At 53.6% G+C, this 19,702-nt stretch carries 16 protein-coding genes; 6 read left to right on the top strand and 10 right to left on the bottom strand.

What is annotated here, in order from left to right; genetic code table 11:
* Positions 1 to 2: 2 nt before the first annotated feature.
* The 6 genes from pdxA to TH4_RS13940 form a co-directional block, all read right to left on the bottom strand.
* On the bottom strand, positions 3 to 1,019 hold the full coding sequence (gene pdxA / locus TH4_RS13965; protein ID WP_064781613.1) for a 4-hydroxythreonine-4-phosphate dehydrogenase PdxA: 1,017 nt from the start codon (positions 1,017 to 1,019) through the stop codon (positions 3 to 5).
* Positions 1,020 to 1,046: 27 nt separating this feature from the next.
* Positions 1,047 to 2,327: a peptidylprolyl isomerase gene (locus TH4_RS13960; protein WP_064781612.1), complete on the bottom strand. Its 1,281-nt coding sequence runs from the start codon at positions 2,325 to 2,327 to the stop codon at positions 1,047 to 1,049.
* Between the two features lie 6 nt (positions 2,328 to 2,333).
* A complete protein-coding gene (locus TH4_RS13955; RefSeq protein WP_245227888.1) occupies positions 2,334 to 4,502 on the bottom strand; it encodes an LPS-assembly protein LptD in 2,169 nt (722 codons plus the stop codon).
* 21 nt (positions 4,503 to 4,523) lie between these two features.
* Positions 4,524 to 5,627 (bottom strand): LPS export ABC transporter permease LptG, encoded by a 1,104-nt coding sequence (lptG, locus tag TH4_RS13950; protein ID WP_064781610.1) that lies wholly within the window; start codon positions 5,625 to 5,627, stop codon positions 4,524 to 4,526.
* Entirely contained in the window at positions 5,624 to 6,721 is a 1,098-nt protein-coding gene (lptF, locus tag TH4_RS13945; RefSeq protein WP_064781609.1) for an LPS export ABC transporter permease LptF, read from the bottom strand. Before lptF ends, lptG begins: the two co-directional genes overlap by 4 nt.
* A gap of 235 nt (positions 6,722 to 6,956) precedes the next feature.
* Positions 6,957 to 8,723, bottom strand: a complete 1,767-nt coding sequence (locus TH4_RS13940; RefSeq protein WP_064781608.1) for an acyl-CoA dehydrogenase family protein — start codon at positions 8,721 to 8,723, stop codon at positions 6,957 to 6,959.
* A gap of 381 nt (positions 8,724 to 9,104) precedes the next feature.
* Between TH4_RS13940 and TH4_RS13935 the strand changes: the two genes are divergently transcribed.
* Positions 9,105 to 10,607 carry a S41 family peptidase gene (locus TH4_RS13935; protein WP_245227886.1) on the top strand — a complete coding sequence of 501 codons (1,503 nt, stop codon included), beginning with the start codon at positions 9,105 to 9,107 and terminating at the stop codon, positions 10,605 to 10,607.
* Between the two features lie 85 nt (positions 10,608 to 10,692).
* Here TH4_RS13935 and TH4_RS13930 read toward each other — a convergent pair whose 3' ends face one another.
* The 3 genes from TH4_RS13930 to TH4_RS13920 form a co-directional block, all read right to left on the bottom strand.
* Entirely contained in the window at positions 10,693 to 11,562 is an 870-nt protein-coding gene (locus TH4_RS13930; RefSeq protein WP_064781606.1) for an NAD(P)-dependent oxidoreductase, read from the bottom strand.
* Positions 11,563 to 11,685: 123 nt separating this feature from the next.
* Positions 11,686 to 12,738, bottom strand: a complete 1,053-nt coding sequence (ppk2, locus tag TH4_RS13925) for a polyphosphate kinase 2 (protein ID WP_064781605.1) — start codon at positions 12,736 to 12,738, stop codon at positions 11,686 to 11,688.
* A gap of 245 nt (positions 12,739 to 12,983) precedes the next feature.
* Positions 12,984 to 13,226: a DUF1127 domain-containing protein gene (locus TH4_RS13920; protein WP_008890563.1), complete on the bottom strand. Its 243-nt coding sequence runs from the start codon at positions 13,224 to 13,226 to the stop codon at positions 12,984 to 12,986.
* 138 nt (positions 13,227 to 13,364) lie between these two features.
* Between TH4_RS13920 and gcvA the strand changes: the two genes are divergently transcribed.
* Positions 13,365 to 14,312 (top strand): transcriptional regulator GcvA, encoded by a 948-nt coding sequence (gcvA, locus tag TH4_RS13915; protein WP_064781604.1) that lies wholly within the window; start codon positions 13,365 to 13,367, stop codon positions 14,310 to 14,312.
* A gap of 2 nt (positions 14,313 to 14,314) precedes the next feature.
* Here gcvA and TH4_RS13910 read toward each other — a convergent pair whose 3' ends face one another.
* Complete coding sequence (locus TH4_RS13910; RefSeq protein ID WP_064781603.1) at positions 14,315 to 14,731, bottom strand: DUF1489 family protein; 417 nt, start codon at positions 14,729 to 14,731, stop codon at positions 14,315 to 14,317.
* Between the two features lie 216 nt (positions 14,732 to 14,947).
* Here TH4_RS13910 and TH4_RS13905 point away from each other — a divergent pair, with 216 nt between their 5' ends.
* The 4 genes from TH4_RS13905 to TH4_RS13890 all read left to right on the top strand — a co-directional run bounded on the left by TH4_RS13905 (position 14,948) and on the right by TH4_RS13890 (position 19,418).
* Positions 14,948 to 15,241, top strand: coding sequence for a DUF2849 domain-containing protein (locus TH4_RS13905; RefSeq protein WP_064781602.1), 294 nt, complete (start codon positions 14,948 to 14,950; stop codon positions 15,239 to 15,241).
* 10 nt (positions 15,242 to 15,251) lie between these two features.
* On the top strand, positions 15,252 to 16,907 hold the full coding sequence (locus tag TH4_RS13900; protein WP_064781601.1) for a nitrite/sulfite reductase: 1,656 nt from the start codon (positions 15,252 to 15,254) through the stop codon (positions 16,905 to 16,907).
* Entirely contained in the window at positions 16,894 to 17,409 is a 516-nt protein-coding gene (locus TH4_RS13895; RefSeq protein WP_008890568.1) for a DUF934 domain-containing protein, read from the top strand. Before TH4_RS13900 ends, TH4_RS13895 begins: the two co-directional genes overlap by 14 nt.
* A gap of 341 nt (positions 17,410 to 17,750) precedes the next feature.
* The gene (locus TH4_RS13890) at positions 17,751 to 19,418 is read left to right on the top strand and encodes a methyl-accepting chemotaxis protein (protein ID WP_064781600.1); all 1,668 of its coding nucleotides are present in this window, start codon (positions 17,751 to 17,753) and stop codon (positions 19,416 to 19,418) included.
* The last annotated feature ends 284 nt before the right edge of the window (positions 19,419 to 19,702 follow it).

Below are 19,702 nucleotides of genomic sequence, written 5' to 3'. Positions count from 1 at the left end.
GGTCAGGCTCCTGTCGCAAGGCGTTTTGTTGCCATTTCTGCTGCCATCTTCAGGGCCGCAATCAGGCTATCGGGGCGCGCGATGCCTTTGCCGGCGATATCAAGTGCTGTGCCATGATCGGGCGATGTTCTGATAAATGGCAATCCCAGCGTGACATTCACACCACCATGGAAATCAAGCGTCTTGACCGGTATCAGGGCCTGATCGTGGTAGGGGCAGAGCGCAACGTCGTAATTGGCGCGTGCCTCTTCATGGAACAAGGTGTCGGCCGGTAGGGGGCCGACAACATCCACACCTTCATCACGCAGTTGTTTGACGGCTGGGGCCATGATGGTTTTTTCTTCGCTACCCATTGTGCCATCTTCGCCCGCATGCGGGTTCAGCCCGGCGATGGCAAGGCGCGGCTTGGCGATCCCGAAGGCAGTTTGCAATGACTGATGCGTGATCCGGCAACGCTCGACAATCAGCTCGGTTGTCAGCTGTGTCGGGACATCCTTGAGCGGGATATGGATGGTTAGCGGCACCACGCGCAGTTTGCTGTTGGCCAGCATCATGACGGGGATTGTGCCCGGTCCTGCGAGCTCTGCCAGAAACTCGGTATGGCCGGGATGGCGGAAACCGGCTTCATACAATGCACTTTTCTGGATCGGGTTGGTGACGACGGCACTTGCCTTGCCCGTGCTCGCCAGTTCGACGGCCTTTGTGATGCTCTCAATCACGACGCTTGCGGTTTTGGGTGATGCTACACCTGAAACGACTTCGGTCCCGCTATCTGTGATTTCCAGAACCGGCAGGGCATCCTTAAAAACGGACGTGGCTTCGTGGATTGTCCGGATCACGCGCACCGGAACATCAGTACCGCTTCGGCCGATTGCTTGAGTGATCGTGCTTACAGGCGAGATCAGGCAAAATGGTGCAAGCTCATCCTGCGTGCGACGCAGCCATGCATTGATGGCAAGCTCGGGGCCAATGCCGCCGGGCTCGCCGATCGTCAATGCGATGGGGTCGCGTTCTGTCATCTTGCTATCGGGGTCCTGTCGACCGGATCAGATCCGGATATCAATAAATGCCTGGCGGCGCAGTTCACGAAGTTTGCGGCGTGCCAGAATATCAAGACGTTCCAACCGCAGACGGTTTTCAATGTCCTGACGGCTGGGCAGGTTGCTTTCTTCTGTGACGTTACAAATCATCACCATCAACGCACCGCCATCAACCTGAATAATGTTGGACGGTGTTCCTTCATCAAGATTGGTGACGGCTTGGCGGATCGGCCCAGAAAGTTCGCCGGGCGAAATGCCTTCCATCTTGCCGCTCAGATCAGATCCAAGGTCGACAGCAACATTCGCCATGGCGTCACAGCTATTTGCCGTTTCACGGGTGTTTTGCAGGACTGCGATTTTGGCGTCAATCTGGTCTTGCGGCATGTCACCGCTAATCGGGACAAACAGCTGATAAAGGTCCAGTCTGGTATCAGTAACAGCATCTGTGTCACCAACGCGGCGATCCAGCAGTTTGACGATGTAATATCCGCGGACGGTCTGGACCGGCGCACTTACGTCACCGGGTTGCAGCTGGTTGACCGCCTGCTGCAAGTCAGCCGACATTTCACCGGCGTACAGCCAACCAAGGTCGCCACCATTGGCGGCACTTGCACTGGCTGAGAACTGTCGTGCTAGGCCCGCAAAATCCGCGCCCTTGTTCAGGGCATCACGGATTTCTTGCGCAGTTTGGTAAACGCGCGTGCTGTCCTGTGGGTTATCAACAGGCAGGAAGATTTCCTGAACGCGGTTGCGCGGCTTGTTCTGGTTGCTGATGATGCGTTCAAGCGTATCGTCGATCTCGGCTTCGGAAATCTGAACTTCACCCCGCATGCTGCCGAGAACTTTTTGCCAGGCGACCTGCGGGCGGATCTGATTTTCAATCGTTCCGGATGCGATTTGCCGTTGCGACAGATACCTGTCGAGCATGCCGTCGGGAAGGCCGGCATTCTGCTCGATCATTGATTTGCCTCGCGCTATGTCTTCATCGGTGACTTCGATGCCACGACGCTCGGCTTCCTGCAGTTGCAGCTTTTCATTGATCAGTTGCTGCAAAATCTGCGGCGCCATCTCGTTGCTGCGCTGAGGTGTCATCTCGATGTTGGAGGAGACGGCAACAAGCTTGATGCGTTCAACCAGATCGATGATCGAAATCGGTTCGTCATTGACAACCGCAGCGACGCCAACTGGCGACTGGGCGCGGACAGGGATCGTATACGTTAGAAGCACAATAGCAGTGAGTAGGGCGACGAGTTTTGCGTTATTGAGCATCGAAAGTTTAAAAAACATCTTTGGTTACAACCCGGCTGCAGATTCGAATTCGCCCAGTGTCTTAAATACAAGACGGAAAATAAAGTCGTCGGACTCTCCTAGGTCCTGATCACGATAGAAGGTTCGGCGGATGCGTCCATCAAATATGAAACACTCGTCCTCATAGACGAATCCGACACCGTATTCTAGCGGGTCTGATTGATCGATGTCGTATCGCCCATATGCACGCCCAGACCAATACTCGCTGAATTGCCGTTGCGCCTGAAAATAGAACTCTTCACGTTCATCAAATTCTTCACTGCCAGCGTCGTCGGTGAAATGAACATAAGTAGTATTGATACGCAAGGTGTCCATTGAACCGGCACTTGCCGTTACCTGATTTCTGCGAGCCGAAAAATCCTCGTTTGAAAGACGATAACGGTAAGTGAGATCAAGGTACCGGTTAGGCGCCACAGTTACGCGCCCGACATAGTCTGAAAGATGTTCATCTAGTCCGGAGCCTGCTGCGAAAGTATCATTTTCATTTGCGCGGTAGCTTTGGCCAAACATCGCGCTGGTATAGCCGCCCTGAGGTCCGTAGATACCCCACTCAAGGCCATAACTTGCCCTGAAACCGTCCTCTGCGCGATCCAGACCGCCAAACCTGTCATGGGAGAACAAGTTGATGTCATCCAGTTCAAATGATTGCGAATCCTCGTTCGGGATCTCATCCGGATTACCGCCGTTCGGAGACCAAGCTGCCATGGCGATTGGGGTTATGACTTGTTGGTACTGCCCTTGGTTGCTTACGAACGGCATCTGCCAGTCAATTGCAGCCAGTGGCAGCAGGCGTCCCGTATATCCACTGTAGTTTTCTCTATTAGTGCGAGATACGTCTGATACGAGGTAGTTGTCACTTCGGACGGAGAGACTAAGTTTGGTGACATCCCCCATTGTGCCGACGTGAGGGAGCTCCCAACCGGCTTTGGCAGACACACGATGCGAATTGGTACCCTCATCGCGGGTCAAGGAGAGGCCATCCAAGTCCAAGGTTGTTATGCTACCGTATTTTGCTGGCGCGGATTGTCCGTGAAACTGCAGATGCGGCAAAACAATGGGGGTCGTGTCCCGGTCATCATCACTCTTCAGCCCTTGGAAGTAGTATGCATCAGCGCGCGTGTAGCTGGCGCCGCGAAACCCCTCGGAAAATAGATTCGAAGTCAGGACGGAAGGTGAGCCAAACCCATACCGTGAAAGATATGTTTTTTCTGATGCTTGTTCGGCGTCAAAGCCCCAACGCCACGTCGGATCGATATCAAACCGTCCTTTGGCATCAATATGGCCTTGCCAGTCATCCTCACTGTCTCTTGTGACGCTGTTGACGACGTCGAATTCTCCACTGTCCAGACGCTGTCTGTACTCATTTGCGAGGACAGGCCCTTCATCGGTTGTATAGGTCGGCGTGAAAGTCATGTCCTTGCTTTCGTCGATCGACCAGTAATAGGGTTGGCTGAAGTAGCTTCCAACGTGGCTGGTGCTGCCGAATGACGGTGCAAGCAAACCTGACTGCCGTTTTACGGTGGGGTCTGGATGCTGAAAATATGGGGTGTAGAGAACAGGAATACCTGCGACTTCAAGACGAGCGTCTTCGTATTCCACGGTTTTACTTTCTGAATCATGCAGCACGCGCGCCGCGCGAATGCGCCAAAGCGGTATTGAACCACTTCCATTGTCTTCGCAAACTTTGCAGGGGGAATAAACTGCTTTGGCAATTTCGGTAAAGTTCCCGCCGCTGCGGCGGGCACCTGCACCGGCGATCCGGGTGTTCTCATCCAACAGGACATAAATGTCCTGAACGATCCCTTCCTTGAAATCGCCGCTCAGTTCGACGTAGCTAGCGAAGGTGACTTCGCCCGTCGGTTCAGTGATACTGACATTTCCCGAAGCCGTGAGAACATCCTGTGTTCGGTCATAACTCACCGTATCCGCAAGCAATATACGTCCCTCCCGGGAAATTTCGACATTCCCACGCGTGGTGACAGTTTGGAGTTCCTGATTGTAATCGACCTCGTCGGCACTGAACAAAATGGCTGGTTCCGGCGTAGGAACTTCTGAGCCAGTTGTTTGTGCAGTGGCAGAATGCAAGCTCGCAAGACCACCAGCAAGGAAAATCCCACAGCCCAGAATGGTGCTGGTCACAAGTTTTTTTATCATTCCCCCCGCCATGACCATAGGCTAGCCATCCTCAAGATGTAGCAATGTTGTAACCCCGAGCAACAGAGAAATTCCAGCTGGCGCCCACGCCGACAAAATCGGAGGAATTCCGCCGGAAACGCCCAAAGCTGAAATCACATCCGTGCAAAAATACAGAATGAAGCCGGTTGCTACCCCCCCTCCGATAACAAGGGATGCGCGCCGACGTCGAGAAAATTTAAGGCAAAATGCAGCCGCGATCAAAACCATGGCACATAAAAGTAAAGGTCTCGACAACAGGCTGTGAAAATGGATGCGGTGACGGGTGGCATTAAAACCAGCGCGTTCAAGCAGTGTGATGAAGGGCTTCAGATCCCAGAATGACATCGTTTCCGGTGAAGCGAAACTGTCCTGTATCTTCCGCGCAGTCAGGTTCGTTGGCAGCATCATTTCTTCTGCAAACGTGCTGGCCTGACCAGGGACGAAGCTCCATGAATCATAGAAACGCCAAGTTCCCGGTTCGAGAACAGCCCGACCGGCATCGACCCGCATCGTGAAATCATCCGCATCTTCAAAACGGAAGATTGTCACGTTTCGAAGATCAAGTTGGTCGCCCTGCTGGTTGCTGACCGATCGTGCAAAAATAACTGCCTGACCATCTTGGGTGCCTTGACGTAACCAGAGACCGCTTGAAGACAGGTTCATGACACTTGCGTTGTTCTGCAAATAACGTGCTTCGAGCGTTTCGTATTTCTGTAGCAGAATCGAAGATAGAGGATTGAGTGCACCTACCTGAATGCTGCCGAGAATTAGAGCGCACAGGATTGGTGGGAGCATGAATTGCCATGCTGAAACTCCCGCCGCGCGCGTCACTACAAGCTCCTGATTGCCGGTCAGTTTCCAGAATGAAAACATCGAACCGAACAGGACGGCAAAAGGAAGGACCTTCTCTGTCATGAACGGGATTCGACTGGTTGCCATTTGCAGTACAATGCCGACTGTGGCGTCGGGCTTGTTGCCCGCCCGCCGGAGCAGTTCAATGGTGTCACCGATCAGGATTAAACCGATCAGGAGGGCAAGAATAGCCAGAACTGAAATCAGGACATGCTTGCCGAAATACCATGTCAGAAGCGGTGAAATCCTCATGCTTCTGCCTCTTGGCTTATTGCGCGCCGCGCCTTGATCACTGGGCCGCGGAATGTCCAATACAGCCCCAATGCAATTGGGATTGCTGCATTCATGTACATCAATGGAACGAGAGCAGGATTCTTGGCAGCCAAATTTTTCACCGCAATGCCTGTTGCCTGACAAACGACCATCACACCAATCGCAACCAACAGTCTTCCCGTTTGGCCGCGTCGCGAGAAACTGCTTGAAACAAGAACGGCCAACGCGATGCTGGCAAAGGAAATGGCATTCAGGGGAGAGATCAGGCGATCATGTCCCTCTGCTCGGAAAGAACCCAAGTCGTGTTGTGCAATATCCGGTGGTGTTCCCGTTAAAAGATTATACACACTGCGCTCGCGGGCTTCCTGATAACGCAGTCCTTCTTCCGCAGAACCTTGCGCAATATCAACCGCATAGCGATCGAAATAAAGAATCGACATGGTGCCATCCTCGGCATTGACTTCTTGGCGGTTGCCATCGAGCAGTACAATACGTGGACCCTCGTCAGTCCTCAGCAAAGCGCCATGTTTGGCCATCATGGTCGTTTGGGCATCGGGCTCACGTGCGTCATGCACCAGAATGCCCAGCAATTCGTTATCGCGACCGACCTCGCGAACGTAAATGGTCAGGCCGTCAATGTCGGTGAAGCTGCCTTCCTGCAACAGCACCGATGAGAAATCATTGCGGATCGAGAATTGCAGTTCCTTGAACTGTGTGTAGCTGTAGGGAAGGTAAAACAGTGTCAGGAAATAGCAGACTGCCGTCGACAGAAGTGCGACAATCAGTGCCGGCTTGGCGAGTGCCCACTGGCTCAACCCCGCCGAGCGCATGACGATGAGTTCGCGGTCCTGGATCAGTTTGTTGTAGGTAAAGACAATAACGAAAAACAGGGCGATCGGAATAATGATCGTCAGAAAGCTTGGCAGCAGCAGGGATGTCAGCTGCAAAAAGACCGAGATCGACAAGCCCCGATTCACAATCATTTCAACAAAGCGCAAGCTTTGTGAAAGCCAGATCACACACAGAAGCCCCAGTGTGACAAAGACCATCATGATCAATTGCTGTTTGAGCATATATCGGGTTAAGCGATTCATTGGGCGGATTATAGAGAAGCAATCAAAAACCGAAACAGGAAATTGTCGTCAAACCCGTTCAAATCTTGCGGGATTTCCGAATGTTGGTCGGTCGACGTGGTTAAGATCGGATGGGTTGAATAGGTGCACTAAAAAAGTCGCACCACCGTTCTGCATTTGCGGAGATGGTGCGACGTTGTGATGGTTAAAAAGCGCGGCAAAATTATGACTGCGGTTAAAGCAATTCCGTTTCCGTACAATTCCTGATCTGTGCCGCCATGAAAGCAGCCTCTGGCAGGAGTTGAGTGAAAAAGAACATACAGCTTTTTTTCTTTGCCTTGCGCAGGTCTTCTGGTGTTTCGGTGTCGTTCAGAGCGCCAAGAGAGCGCAGCATCAGCCATCCGGAAATGCACAGGGCAGCCTGACGCAAATATGGTGTGGCAAGCACTTGTGCCATATCAGCATCCGCAGCACAGCGTTCCAACACGCACTCCGTTGAATTTTCGAGATCGACGATTGCGTGATCCAGTTCACGGCGTGCCTTGGCGAGGTCGCTTGTTTCATCGATATCTTTCAGGCTGCGGATCGCCTCCTTGATATCTGCAAGCATTGCCGTCAGCGCAGTCGCCTTATCCCTAAGCACCTTGCGTCCGATGAAATCAAGCGCCTGAATGCCGTTGGTGCCCTCATAGATCGGGGCAATACGGGCGTCGCGAAGGTGCTGGGCTGCCCCGGTTTCCTCGATAAAGCCCATGCCGCCGTGGATCTGCACACCAAGCGATGCATTGTCGACGCCAATATCCGTTGCCCAACCTTTGACCAGCGGAATCAAAAGGTCGGCACGCGCCTGTGCTGCCGCACGATCCTGTTTGTCAGAAAGATGGTGAGCAAGATCAAGCTGCGCGGCGGTATAAAGCGAAAGTGCGCGCGCGGCATCGGTCGAGGACCTTATGCGCATCAACATGCGCTGTACATCGCCGTGGACTGCGATCGGCGCCTCTTCGCCGGTTTTGGCATCCCGTCCCTGTTTGCGCGTGTTGGCATAATCAAGCGCCTGCTGATAGGAGCGTTCGGAAATGGCGACACCCTGTTGGCCAACGGCAAGCCTTGCGTTGTTCATCATGGTGAACATATAGGCCAGTCCCTTGCCTTCTTCGCCAACCAAAAAGCCGGTCGCACCGCCTTTGTCGCCAAACTGCAGAACCGCCGTCGGGCTGCCATGAATGCCAAGCTTGTGTTCAAGCGACACACAGGTGACGTCGTTGCGTGCGCCGATTTTACCACTGTCCGAGACCAGATATTTGGGAACGATAAACAGTGAAATGCCTTTGACACCGGCCGGGGCATCGGGCGTTCGGGCCAGAACAAGATGCACGATGTTCTCGGTCATCTCGTGATCGCCATAGGTAATGAAGATCTTTTGGCCGGAAATTTTGTAGCTGCCATCCTCTTGCAAAACGGCTGTACTGCGCACTTTCGAGAGGTCCGATCCGGCTTGTGGTTCGGTCAGGTTCATGGTGCCAGTCCATTCACCTGATATCATGCGCGAAAGATACAGTTCACGCTGTTGGTCCGATCCATGGGCAATAAGGGCCTCAATCGCGCCGGATGTCAGCATCGGGCAAAGCGCAAACGCCATGTTTGCCGCCTGCCACATTTCGGCAACTGCAGCGCTAAGCAATATTGGCAAGCCCATGCCGCCCTCGCTTTCCGGCGCGGATATGCCTTGCCAACCGCCTTCACAGAATTGCGCATAGGCCTCGTTCCAGCCTGTCGGTGTGCGAACAGTACCGTCCTCAAGAATTTTTGCGCCTTCCTTGTCGCCAACACGATTGAGCGGGGAGAGGACGGAGGCAGCAAATTTCCCTGCTTCTTCAAGGATTGCGTCAACCAGATCCGCACTGGTTTCACCATAGGGTGGCAGGTTGGAAACCGTATCCAGACCAATCACGTCATGGATCAGAAAACGGATATCTGAAATGGGGGGCGTAAAGTCGCTCATGAAAAAAGACGTCTCCCTGAAATGTGAGCCGCCCGCTCGGAACAGTCGGCTTTTTGCCAACCTTGTTTTATTGCCTCGTAGCATAACGACCCGATCCCGCAAGATCGAGTCTGATTCGTGCAGTCGGGCGACAGGACGCATTCAACATTGGTTTAAGTCACGCTTTGTGGCTTTCACACTGGCGAAATGACAAAAGACTACCGATATGTTCCCAAGACCCAAGTTCGATGCCTTAAACAGGTAAAAGTTGCGTGATCTGGTATCTATTATTTGCCAAGGGGTCGCCAATCGAAAAAAGGCAGGCTAGACTTGTCATTGTTCAAGGCCACTTGATGTTCAATATGCATTTGGTCAAAAAAATCGAAGGACAGGAGCAAGCTGTTGCTGCGTAAAGGAATATTGCCAATTTTGTTTGCGGTGGTGATTTCGTTCGCCGGGACAAGACTGGTGGCCTGTGCCGGACCGGCATGGCCAAGCGATGAAGAACGCAGATTTCTGGACGCTTACCGCACCAGTGTGACCGCTGGCGCGAGCGAAGAACAGTTTGCCCATGCCGACAAGCTTTATGTCGAAGCACTTCAGGTCCTGTCGGAAACCTATGTCGAGCAAATTGATCGCGTGGCGTTTGTTGATAACAGCATTGCGATGTTGGGCGACCTTGAAACCGATGACACATCGCCGATCGGTGTGGTTGGTGCAGTGCTTGATGACAGTCTGCATGACCTTGATCCGCACAGCGCGTATATGACCGACGATATGTTCCGCCGCCTGCAGGAAAGTACAGAAGGCAGCTTTGCCGGTGTCGGGATCGTCATTGCCCTTGATGATGAAAAGCGCATCAGGATTGTCTCTCCGATTGATGACACGCCCGCCGCACGCGCCGGTTTGCGTCCGGATGACCGGATTACCCACATTGATGGCTACCAGATGGTCGGCGAACCGATTTCAGAGGCGGTGCGTCGCATGCGTGGCCGTGTCGGGGATCCCGTGACCCTTACCATCCAGCGTGTCGAAGACAGTTTTGATGTCACGGTGAAGCGCGCCCGGATTGAGGTGCCCTCTGTCACGGCAAGCATCATTGATCAGGATATCGGTTATATCCGGGTGTCGCGATTTGATGCGACCACACTCGACCAGACGCAGGAATATTTGCAGGAACTCGAAGACCGCATCGCATCACCACGCGGCATTATTGTCGATTTGCGCCGTAATCCGGGTGGGCTTCTCGACAGTGCGGCAGATATCGCCGATCAGTTCCTGACAGAAGGTCTGATCGTTGCCACAGAAGGACGTGGGGAGCGCAAACTGAGGAGCTACGAAGCCGACCGATCCGATTTCTTTGAGAAAGTGCCAATGGCAATCCTGCTTGATCGTGGCTCGGCATCCGGTGCAGAGCTGATGGCAGCGGCCCTTCGTGAAAACGGTCGTGGCATCATCATCGGGGAGCGGTCCTTTGGCAAAGGTTCGATGCAGCGCATCATGCCGCTGACGTCTGGCGGTGGGCTTAAAATCACCACCGGTTACTACACAACACCGGAAAACCACATTGTGCAGGGTCATGGTGTGATCCCGGATATCGAAATTTCGCTGGCGGATGCCGAGGAATTCGAACGCGAGATTGATTTGGAACACGCACTGCCGTCGCGCCGTCGTGATCCACGTCAGTCATTGGCAACCCTTGAGGCCACCAGCTGCGAACAGGATATCGAGATCGAACGCCTCGGCAAATCGAGCCGCGAGAACCTTGAGGAAAATCTGGCAGAGAGCGAAGGTGAGAAACCCCTTCGCGATTCCGTTCTTGAATGTGCGGTGGGCTATTTCGATAAAGGCCCGCTGGCAAACTACCGCAATCAGATGGAGCCGCTGCTGCGCGCAGGTCTCTGATCTGTATCGCCTGATATGGCATCAAAAAAGCGCGACCTTAACGGGTCGCGCTTTTTGTTTTGTCGGTCTGATTCTATGCGGCAGTTTAACCGCGTGCAAGCAGATCAATCAGGCTCGAGGTATCCCAACGGTTGCCGCCGCGTTCCTGCACCTGGGCATAGAACTGGTCAACCAGGGCCGTGACCGGCAAACGGGCACCATTGCGTTTGGATTCTTCAAGGCAGATGCCCAAATCCTTGCGCATCCAGTCAACCGCAAAGCCGAAATCAAACTTGTTTTCGACCATGGTGCTGCCGCGGTTTTCCATCTGCCAACTGCCAGCCGCACCCTTGGAAATTACATCAAGGACTTTTTCCATATCAAGGCCGGCCTTAACACCGAAATTGACACCTTCGGAAAGGCCCTGAACCAGACCGGCGATGCAGATCTGGTTGACCATTTTGGTCAGTTGTCCAGAACCGCTTTCACCCATCAGCTTGCAGGACTTGGCAAAGGCATCAATGACCGGGGCCGCGCGATCAAACGCATCCTGATCGCCGCCACACATGACGGTCAGAACGCCATTCTCGGCACCAGCCTGACCACCGGAAACCGGGGCATCGATGAACGAAATTCCCATATCCTTCGCCGCAGCATAAAGTTCGCGCGCGACATCGGCCGATGCGGTGGTGTTGTCGATCAGGACAGATCCCGTGTCCATACCGGCAAACATGCCGCCGTCGCCCAGCATAACGCTGCGCAGATCGTCGTCATTGCCGACACAGGAAAATACGAATTCCGCACCCTTTGCCGCCTCGGCCGGGGTGGGGGCGGACGATCCGCCAAACTCGGACACCCATTTTTCTGCTTTGGCTGCAGTACGGTTGTAAACGGTAACGTCGTGACCTGCTTTTTGCAGGTGACCGGCCATCGGATATCCCATGACACCCAGACCGATAAATGCACATATTGCCATTGTTTGCCTCCCGAAGGTTTATATGCCTCCAGTAAAGGTTGCAGCGTGGGCAATGTCAATGAACGCAAATGTTACCGCGACAATGTTTTCACCATCCGGAAGACCAGAGACTAGGCAATCTCGTCAATCCTCATCAAGTTCTTCGGCAACGCTGTGAATGATCCGGCGGTCATATACAAGGATTTCCGGCCGTTTTCCGGGGTATTCAAACTGCGACAGATAGAACCGGATGGCGTTGATGCGCGCACGTTTCTTGTCATCTGACTTCACGATCACCCACGGGCTGTCGGTGGTGGAGGTATGGAAGAACATGTCGCGTTTGGCCTCGGTATAGGAATCCCAAAGGTTCTGGGAGGCCAGATCAACCGGGCTCAGTTTCCATTGTTTAAGCGGATCGCTTTGACGCTGCTTGAAGCGTCGTGCCTGTTCTTTTTTGCTGACCGAGAAATAGAACTTGGTCATGTGGATGCCTGATCGGATCAACATGCGTTCAAGTTCGGGGACGGATTGCAAAAACTCGCTGACGTCAAACATGCTGCAAAAGCCCATCACCCGTTCGACCATCGCACGGTTGTACCAGGACCGGTCAAACAGGGCGATCTCGCCGCCGCTGGGCAGATGTTCGATATAGCGTTGGAAATACCATTGCGTCAGTTCGCGGTCGTTGGGTTTGCCAAGGGCGACGATCCGCGCACCACGCGGATTAAGATGTTCTGTAAAACGTTTGATCGTGCCGCCCTTGCCAGCGGCGTCGCGCCCTTCAAAAATGATCAGTGATTTGAGGTTTTCCGCTTTGATCCAGTTTTGCAGCTTCAAAAGCTCGATATGAAGCGGGGCAATCAGTTCCAGATATTGCTTGCCCTGCATCTTCTTTGCCCGTGCCTTCGGATTAAGGTCGATGTCGGGTGGAAGCTGATCTTCCGGAATGTTGCGCAGGTTCTGGCTGGTTGTTTTATTCGGGCCAGAAGGATGATCGTCAATCCGGTCCATGGTCAGGTTTTCGGAGTCCAGCAAGAAGTGGTCCTTTGCCTCAGTATCAAGTTTTGAAAGCGCATCGGTACGGTTGGCCGCAGATCGGCTTTTACCCGTGCGCCGTGTTGCGTCACCGAGCACGTCATTGCTGTCCTGCTTGGTTGTTTTCACGGTTTTCTTTGACGTTTTCTTTTCCGAGGTCATGCGCCCGATTCCGCCGGTTGTGGTCAGATGTAACCATAACTTTGCGGGATTATTGAAATCATCGCAATGCAATGGATCAAATTACGACCTGTTGCGCGATCTATGAACGTGACGCACGAAAAAGCCTGGTCAATGTGAGGGCATTGACCAGGCCAAGGATGGGTTGTGCGGTGGCACGAAGGGTGGATCTGTCTTGCGCGGTGTTCCGTGGGGGCGGGTTACGGCAGGACAGATCCCTTGCAGGGTTATCGCAGCGGGAAAGACTGCCGGTATTCTTCTTCAGCCTGGGCACGGGTGATCCCGATGTCCGCAAGCTGCTGATCTGACATTCTGAGCAACATCCGGCGTTCTTCACGAACCGCAAGCAACCGTGCAAAGCGGTTTGAAAGATCATTGAGGCGGCTAACAAGGGTGGTGATGAACGTACGGATACTTGCTTTGGGCGGGCGCTCCACGGCAGACGGAGCAGGGCTAAGTGAATAAGCCATCATTCTCTCCATGAGTTAATATTGCTAATGCAATGTTTGCTGTTGAAGCCATATTGCGTCTATATTTCGAGCGCGACAAACGAGTATTTCTGATCAAACGGATTAGGAATTCTAATTCATGATGTTGGAGTGATATCCATGCGGCTTCCGCCTTTGCAGTCCGTGCGCGCCTTTGATGCCGCTGCCCGCCATCTGAGCTTTACCAAGGCGGCCGAGGAGTTGTTTGTCACCCAGGGCGCGATCAGCCAGCAGGTCCGCCAGCTTGAGGAATATCTTGGTTTCAAGCTGTTTCATCGGTTACCGCGTCAGATCCATCTGACCGAAGAGGGCGCGCAACTGGCCCAGGCAACCACAGCAGGCTTTTCATGCATTGCCGAGGAGATCGAACGCCTGACCGCGATTGAGGAAGCCGGTGTGGTAACGGTCAGTGTGTTGCAAAGTTTTGCGGTGAAATGGCTGGTGCCGCGTCTCGGGCATTTCCGTGATGCGTATCCTGATATCGATGTGCGCATTCATGCCGATGACCGGCTTGTCAATTTACGGACCGAGGGCATTGATCTGGCGGTTCGGTTCGGCAGCGGCAATTATCCGGGGCTGGTGTGCGAAATGTTGATGCGAGACGAGTCTTTCCCGGTTTGCAGTCCGGCCTATCTTGCCGCCAATCCCGAACTGAAAGAACCGGCCGACGTCGCCGGGCACCAATTGCTTCATGATGCCACCACCTTTATGGATCACCCGCATGCCGCCGACTGGGAGTTCTGGCTCAACGGTGTCGGTGCAGAAGGTGTCGATGTCAGTCGCGGTCTTCGATTTAACTCTGGTGATATGGTCATTCAGGCCGCTCTGATGGGGCAGGGGATTGCCATGGCGCGCACCAGTCTGGCCGCCCTTGATCTGGCGGCGGGCAATCTGGTGCGACCGTTTGCGCAAAGCGTTGCCTCAAGCGGGGCATATTATCTGGTTTACCCGGAAGAGCACCTTCGACGGCCGCGCGTAAAGGCATTTGTAAGCTGGCTTAAAAATGAAGTGGCTGAGACCTTGCGCGAAATTGATCCCGATGAAGCGGACGCGCCTGTAGAGGACTAAGTTTAGATCAGACCAAGGTCACGTAGTTCATCGGCCATGTCATCTGGCAGGGCATCGGTGCCGCCACCCTGTTTTTCATCTGGCGGGCATTTATCATCGGGGAAATAGCGCCATCCCTGAAACGCACGGTGCGGATAGGGGCGGGTGGCGATCAATTCCTCGTCCAGCACGATGCGGCAATATTTCGTGCCTTCTTCGTTGACGTATTCTTCAAGATCAATGACCTGCTGGCGGCAGCGCACCGCCCCCTTGATCACCCAATAAATCGATCCGCCATCAAGAATCTCTGCCTTGCGTTTTGGCGTCATGCGTGTGGTGTGGAAAATGCGCCCGTGCATGGCCTGAAAATAGGTCTGCCATTCCTTCAGGCTTTCGGGGCTTTCTGTGCCGACGCTCAGTTTGATGATGTTCAAAGGCATATCAGGAGGGTTTCTTGTGCGGTGGTGTTCAATGACTGATGAGGTAGAACCCGTACGCCGAGCGGTCAATAGTGGATTATTAAAACACAAAAATAAGTGTAATATATGATATTTCACAAAAAAACTTGACCAATAAGGGGTAATCAGCCAAATTCTGGTGCAGAAAAGGTCCGATACAGGACCAAACCCGAGAGATTTACAGGCTGAGAGAACCGAATGTCCCTGCAAGTTGTCACGGCAAACCGTCTGGAAGACGGGTTGGTGGTGTTCCTGACCAGCGATGGTAACTGGAGCGAAAACATCAACGATGCCCGCATCGCTGACGGCAAAGAGGCCGCAGATGCGCTTTTGGCTGAAGCCAGTGCACCCGAACTCGATATCGTGATTGTCGGGCCTTATCTGATTGATGTCGAACAGCAGGGCGCGGATATCGTGCCGACAAAATACCGCGAAGTTCTGCGCACCAAAGGTCCGAGTGTCCGCGAAGACCTCGGCTATCAGGCGGTATAAGGAGAGCCCCATGTATCGTTATGACGATTTTGACCGCCAGCTTGTCCATGAACGGACTGAACAGTTCCGCGAACAGGTAAAACGCCGCCTTGCCGGTGACATTACCGAGGAACAGTTCCGTCCGCTGCGTCTGATGAACGGTGTGTATCTGCAGCTGCACGCCTATATGCTGCGCGTTGCCGTTCCGTACGGCACGCTGCGCGCTGATCAGCTGCGCCAGCTTGGCATGATTGCGCGGGTCTATGACAAGGGCTATGGCCATTTCACCACCCGCCAGAACATCCAGTATAACTGGCCGAAACTTGATGAAATCCCCGATGCGTTGCTCGACCTTGCGAAGGTCGAAATGCATGCGATCCAGACATCAGGCAACTGCATTCGTAACACCACGACGGACCAGTATGCAGGTGCCGCGGCCGATGAAATCGAAGATCCGCGCCCCTATTGCGAACTGATCCGTCAGTGGTCGACCTTCCATCCGGAGTTCACTTATCTGCCGCGCAAGTTCAAGATCGCCGTGACCGGATCGCCAAATGACCGCGCCGCGGTCAAGGTCCATGATATCGGTCTTCGCATGCATCAGAACGATGCGGGTGAAACCGGCTTTGAAGTCATGGTTGGCGGTGGCCTTGGTCGTACGCCGTTTGTCGGCAAGACCATCCGCGAGTTTATCGGCAAGAACGACTTGTTCTCCTATCTCGAGGCCATTCTGCGCGTTTATAACCGCTTTGGCCGCCGTGATAACAAGTACAAGGCGCGTATCAAGATCCTCGTTCACGAGGAAGGCATTGATAAAATCCGCGAGCTTGTCGAAGAGGAATGGGCTCAGATCAAGGACGGGTCGCTGCGCGTTGATGATGCGGAAATCGCTCATTACATCGAACAGTTCGCCCCTCCGGCATTTGAAACCCTTTCTGACGACGATGCCGATTTCGAACGTCACAAGTCGGAAAACCGTCGTTTTGCCAACTGGGTGCGTTCGAACGTCATCGAACATAAACAGCCGGGTTATGCGATTGCCAACGTATCGCTGAAACCGATTGGCGGCATTCCGGGCGATGCAACCGATACCCAGATGGAACTGGTTGCCGATCTCTCGGAAAAATACAGCTTTGGTGATGTGCGTGTGACCCACGAACAAAATCTTGTTCTGCCGCATGTCAAAAAGGCCGACCTGTTCGCGGTTTGGAGCGAACTGGACAAGGCCGACCTTGGTACCGCCAACCTTGGCTATGTCACCGATATCATTTCTTGCCCGGGCCTTGATTATTGCGCCTTGGCAACCGCGCGTTCGATCCCGCTGTCACAGCGGATTTCCGAACGTTTTGGGGATTTGGATCGTCAGCATGATATCGGCGAGCTCAAGATCAAGATTTCCGGCTGCATCAATGCCTGCGGGCATCACCATGTTGGTCATATCGGTATTCTTGGCCTCGATAAGCGCGGCAAGGAATTCTATCAGATCACGCTGGGTGGCGATGCCAGCCAGGATGCCTCGATCGGCAAGATCGCCGGTGCCGGTTTCTCCGAAGCCGAAGTGGTCGATGCGATCGAAAGCCTTGTGACCAAATATATTGATATCCGCGAAAGCGGCGAACGTTTCATCGACACCTACCGTCGTGTCGGCATGGATCCGTTCAAGGAGGTGCTTTATGGCGATCGTTAAGAATGACAGCGTGATCGAACAGGAATGGATCACGGTTGACGCCGAAGGCGACCTTCCGGCAAGCGATGAAAACCTGATTGTGCCGCTCGCCCGTTTCAAGGAAGAACGTGACAGCCTTCTGGGCCGCAATGGCGGTCTGGGTGTGCAGTTGAACCCGGGCGATGCGCCCGAAGATCTGGCAGATGATCTTGATCGTCTGTCGATCATCACGGTCAATTTCCCGGCCTACACCGATGGCCGTGGATATTCCTATGGCCGGGTGTTGCGTGAACGCATGGGCTTCACCGGCGAACTTCGCGCGGTTGGCGATGTCCTGCGTGACCAGATCCTTTACATGCACCGCTGTGGTTTTGACGCCTATGACCTTAAGGTCGAAGGCGAAGTCGCCCTGAACAAGGTGCGCGCCGCACTTAAGGAAATGTCGGTCTATTATCAGCCGACCGGTGATGGTCGCGTCACCGCACAATCTTTGCGCGAACGTCGTCGCGCCGCTTTGCAGTAACCGGCGAAAAGTATCCGGCCTTCGACCATTGTCGAATAAGTCTGAGCCATTTAATCAAGGGTCCCCGAACAGGGGGCCCTTTTTCTTTTTCCACATTGCTCAATGCATTGGAAAGCCTCTAATAAGTGAAATTACATCATTGATTTCACGATAATCTTTCTCCAAATCAAACGTATATATAAGATTATTCTTAAGTTTTATGCTTATACGCAAGGTGTCCTCATAATGAATAGGCCGATATCACCTAACGCATAGTGACGTAATCACGCGTATATCACGTAATGATTGTAAAAATATAATATGATGAATGAGGTGACAGAGTAATTGGGAGAACCTCGTTTATGTCGGTGTTTAATCGTCTCAAAATTTCAACAAAAGTATATGGCGGCTTTGGCGTTGTGCTGGTTTTGCTCGTACTAGCCTCTCTCTGGTCGGAGTTCTCGATCAGCAGTGTCGGGGATGACTTTGTGCGGTATCGCCATATCGCATTGCAGTCCAACCAAGCAGGCAGGGTGCAGGCCAACCTGCTTGAAGCACGCGTCTCGGTTAAACACTATCTGCTGACAGGAGACAGTGCTGCGGCAGACAATGTCGATGAGCGTCTGGCGACAGCAATAAAGTTAAATGACGAACTTGTTGCCCTGCTTGATGAACCGCAAATGATTGAAACGGCGCAATCTGCCGGGGCAAACCTGATCGTCTATCGCGATACCTTCGACAAGGTTGCATCACTGCCGGTGGGGGATCCGGCGCGTGATCAGCTGGTGGCCGAAACGCTCGATAAAGTTGGCCCGGTGGTTGCCGAAAATCTCGAAGACCTGAAACTGTCGGTCAAGGCGGAACAGGATCAAATCGGCCCGCGTGCGACCAAGGCGGCGTCACAGGCGGTGATCGTTACCGCCATTGTCGGCGGTGTCGCGGTGATCCTTGGTGGTTTTGCCGCATGGATCATCGGTACGGGTATTTCGCGTCCGATCCGTCAGATCACCGAGGTCATGAAGGAACTGGCCGGTGGCAACAAGCAGATTGATATTCCAGGCCAGGACCGCCGCGATGAAATCGGCGATATGTCCAAGGCGGTGCTGGTCTTCAAGGAAAACATGATCAAGGCTGAACAGCTCGCAGCGGAAGAAGCCGAGGCCGTCAAACGTCGCGAAAAAAGGGCCGCGAAAATTAACGAGCTGACCGCCAGCTTTGATCAGGACATGTCGGTTATCCTTAAAACCTTGGCCTCTGCCGCGACCGAGATGCAGTCAACCGCAACTGGCATGAGCAGCACGGCTGAGGAAACAAGTCGTCAGTCGGGCATCGTCGCGGCCGCCGCCGAACAGGCATCGACCAACGTTCAGACCGTTGCCAGTGCGACCGAACAACTCAGCGCCTCGATTGCTGAAATCACCCAGCAGGTCAGTCAGTCATCGACGGTTGCCAATCGCGCGGTCGAAGATGCCGAGAAAACCAACATCCAGATCCGTGGCCTTGCCGAGGCCGCGCAAAAGATCGGTGATGTGGTCGGTCTGATCAGCGATATCGCCGAACAAACCAACCTGCTGGCCCTGAATGCCACCATCGAGGCAGCGCGTGCGGGCGATGCAGGCAAGGGCTTTGCCGTTGTCGCGGCAGAGGTCAAAAACCTTGCGACCGCGACGTCACGCGCGACCGAGGACATCACCAACCAGATCACCGGTATTCAGAACGAAACCGATGGGGCGGTGACGGCGATTGGCACGATTTCGTCCACCATCACGGAGATCAGCGAAATATCAGCCGCCATCGCAAGTGCCGTCGAAGAACAGGGGGCGGCAACCCTTGAAATCACCCGCAACGTTCAGGAAGCCTCCGTCGGTACGACCGAGGTAACATCGAACATCGTCAGTGTGAATGAGGCGGCCGGGTCCACCGGCGCTGCTGCCGAACAGGTGCTTAGTGCCGCGTCAGAATTGTCGCGGGAGTCTGAAAGCCTGCGTCACAAGGTCGAGGCATTCCTGAGCGCGGTACGCGCTGTGTAATCCTATACATTCGAACATGGCAAATATGTTCTGACTGAGGGGTACTCGTTCGGGTGCCCCTTTTTCTGTCTGCATGGCGGGCAGAAAACTTTAGAAAGTTATTATTTTAGAGTTACTTGAATTGCGCGTTCCGCGAAACTGAGCATCAGCGCCATATTAATCTTTGGTAATATGGATACGTATAGTTTTCGCCAAAAGGGTAGCGTCAGGTCGCAATATCCTGTATGCAATTAATAGCTGTTTATGTTGGTATTTGAGACAACCTTTAAGGTTTTAGTTGGCTG

This window comes from Thalassospira tepidiphila MCCC 1A03514, assembly GCF_001662875.1.
GTDB lineage: Bacteria > Pseudomonadota > Alphaproteobacteria > Rhodospirillales > Thalassospiraceae > Thalassospira > Thalassospira tepidiphila.
This window is presented reverse-complemented; position numbering and strand designations above follow the sequence as displayed.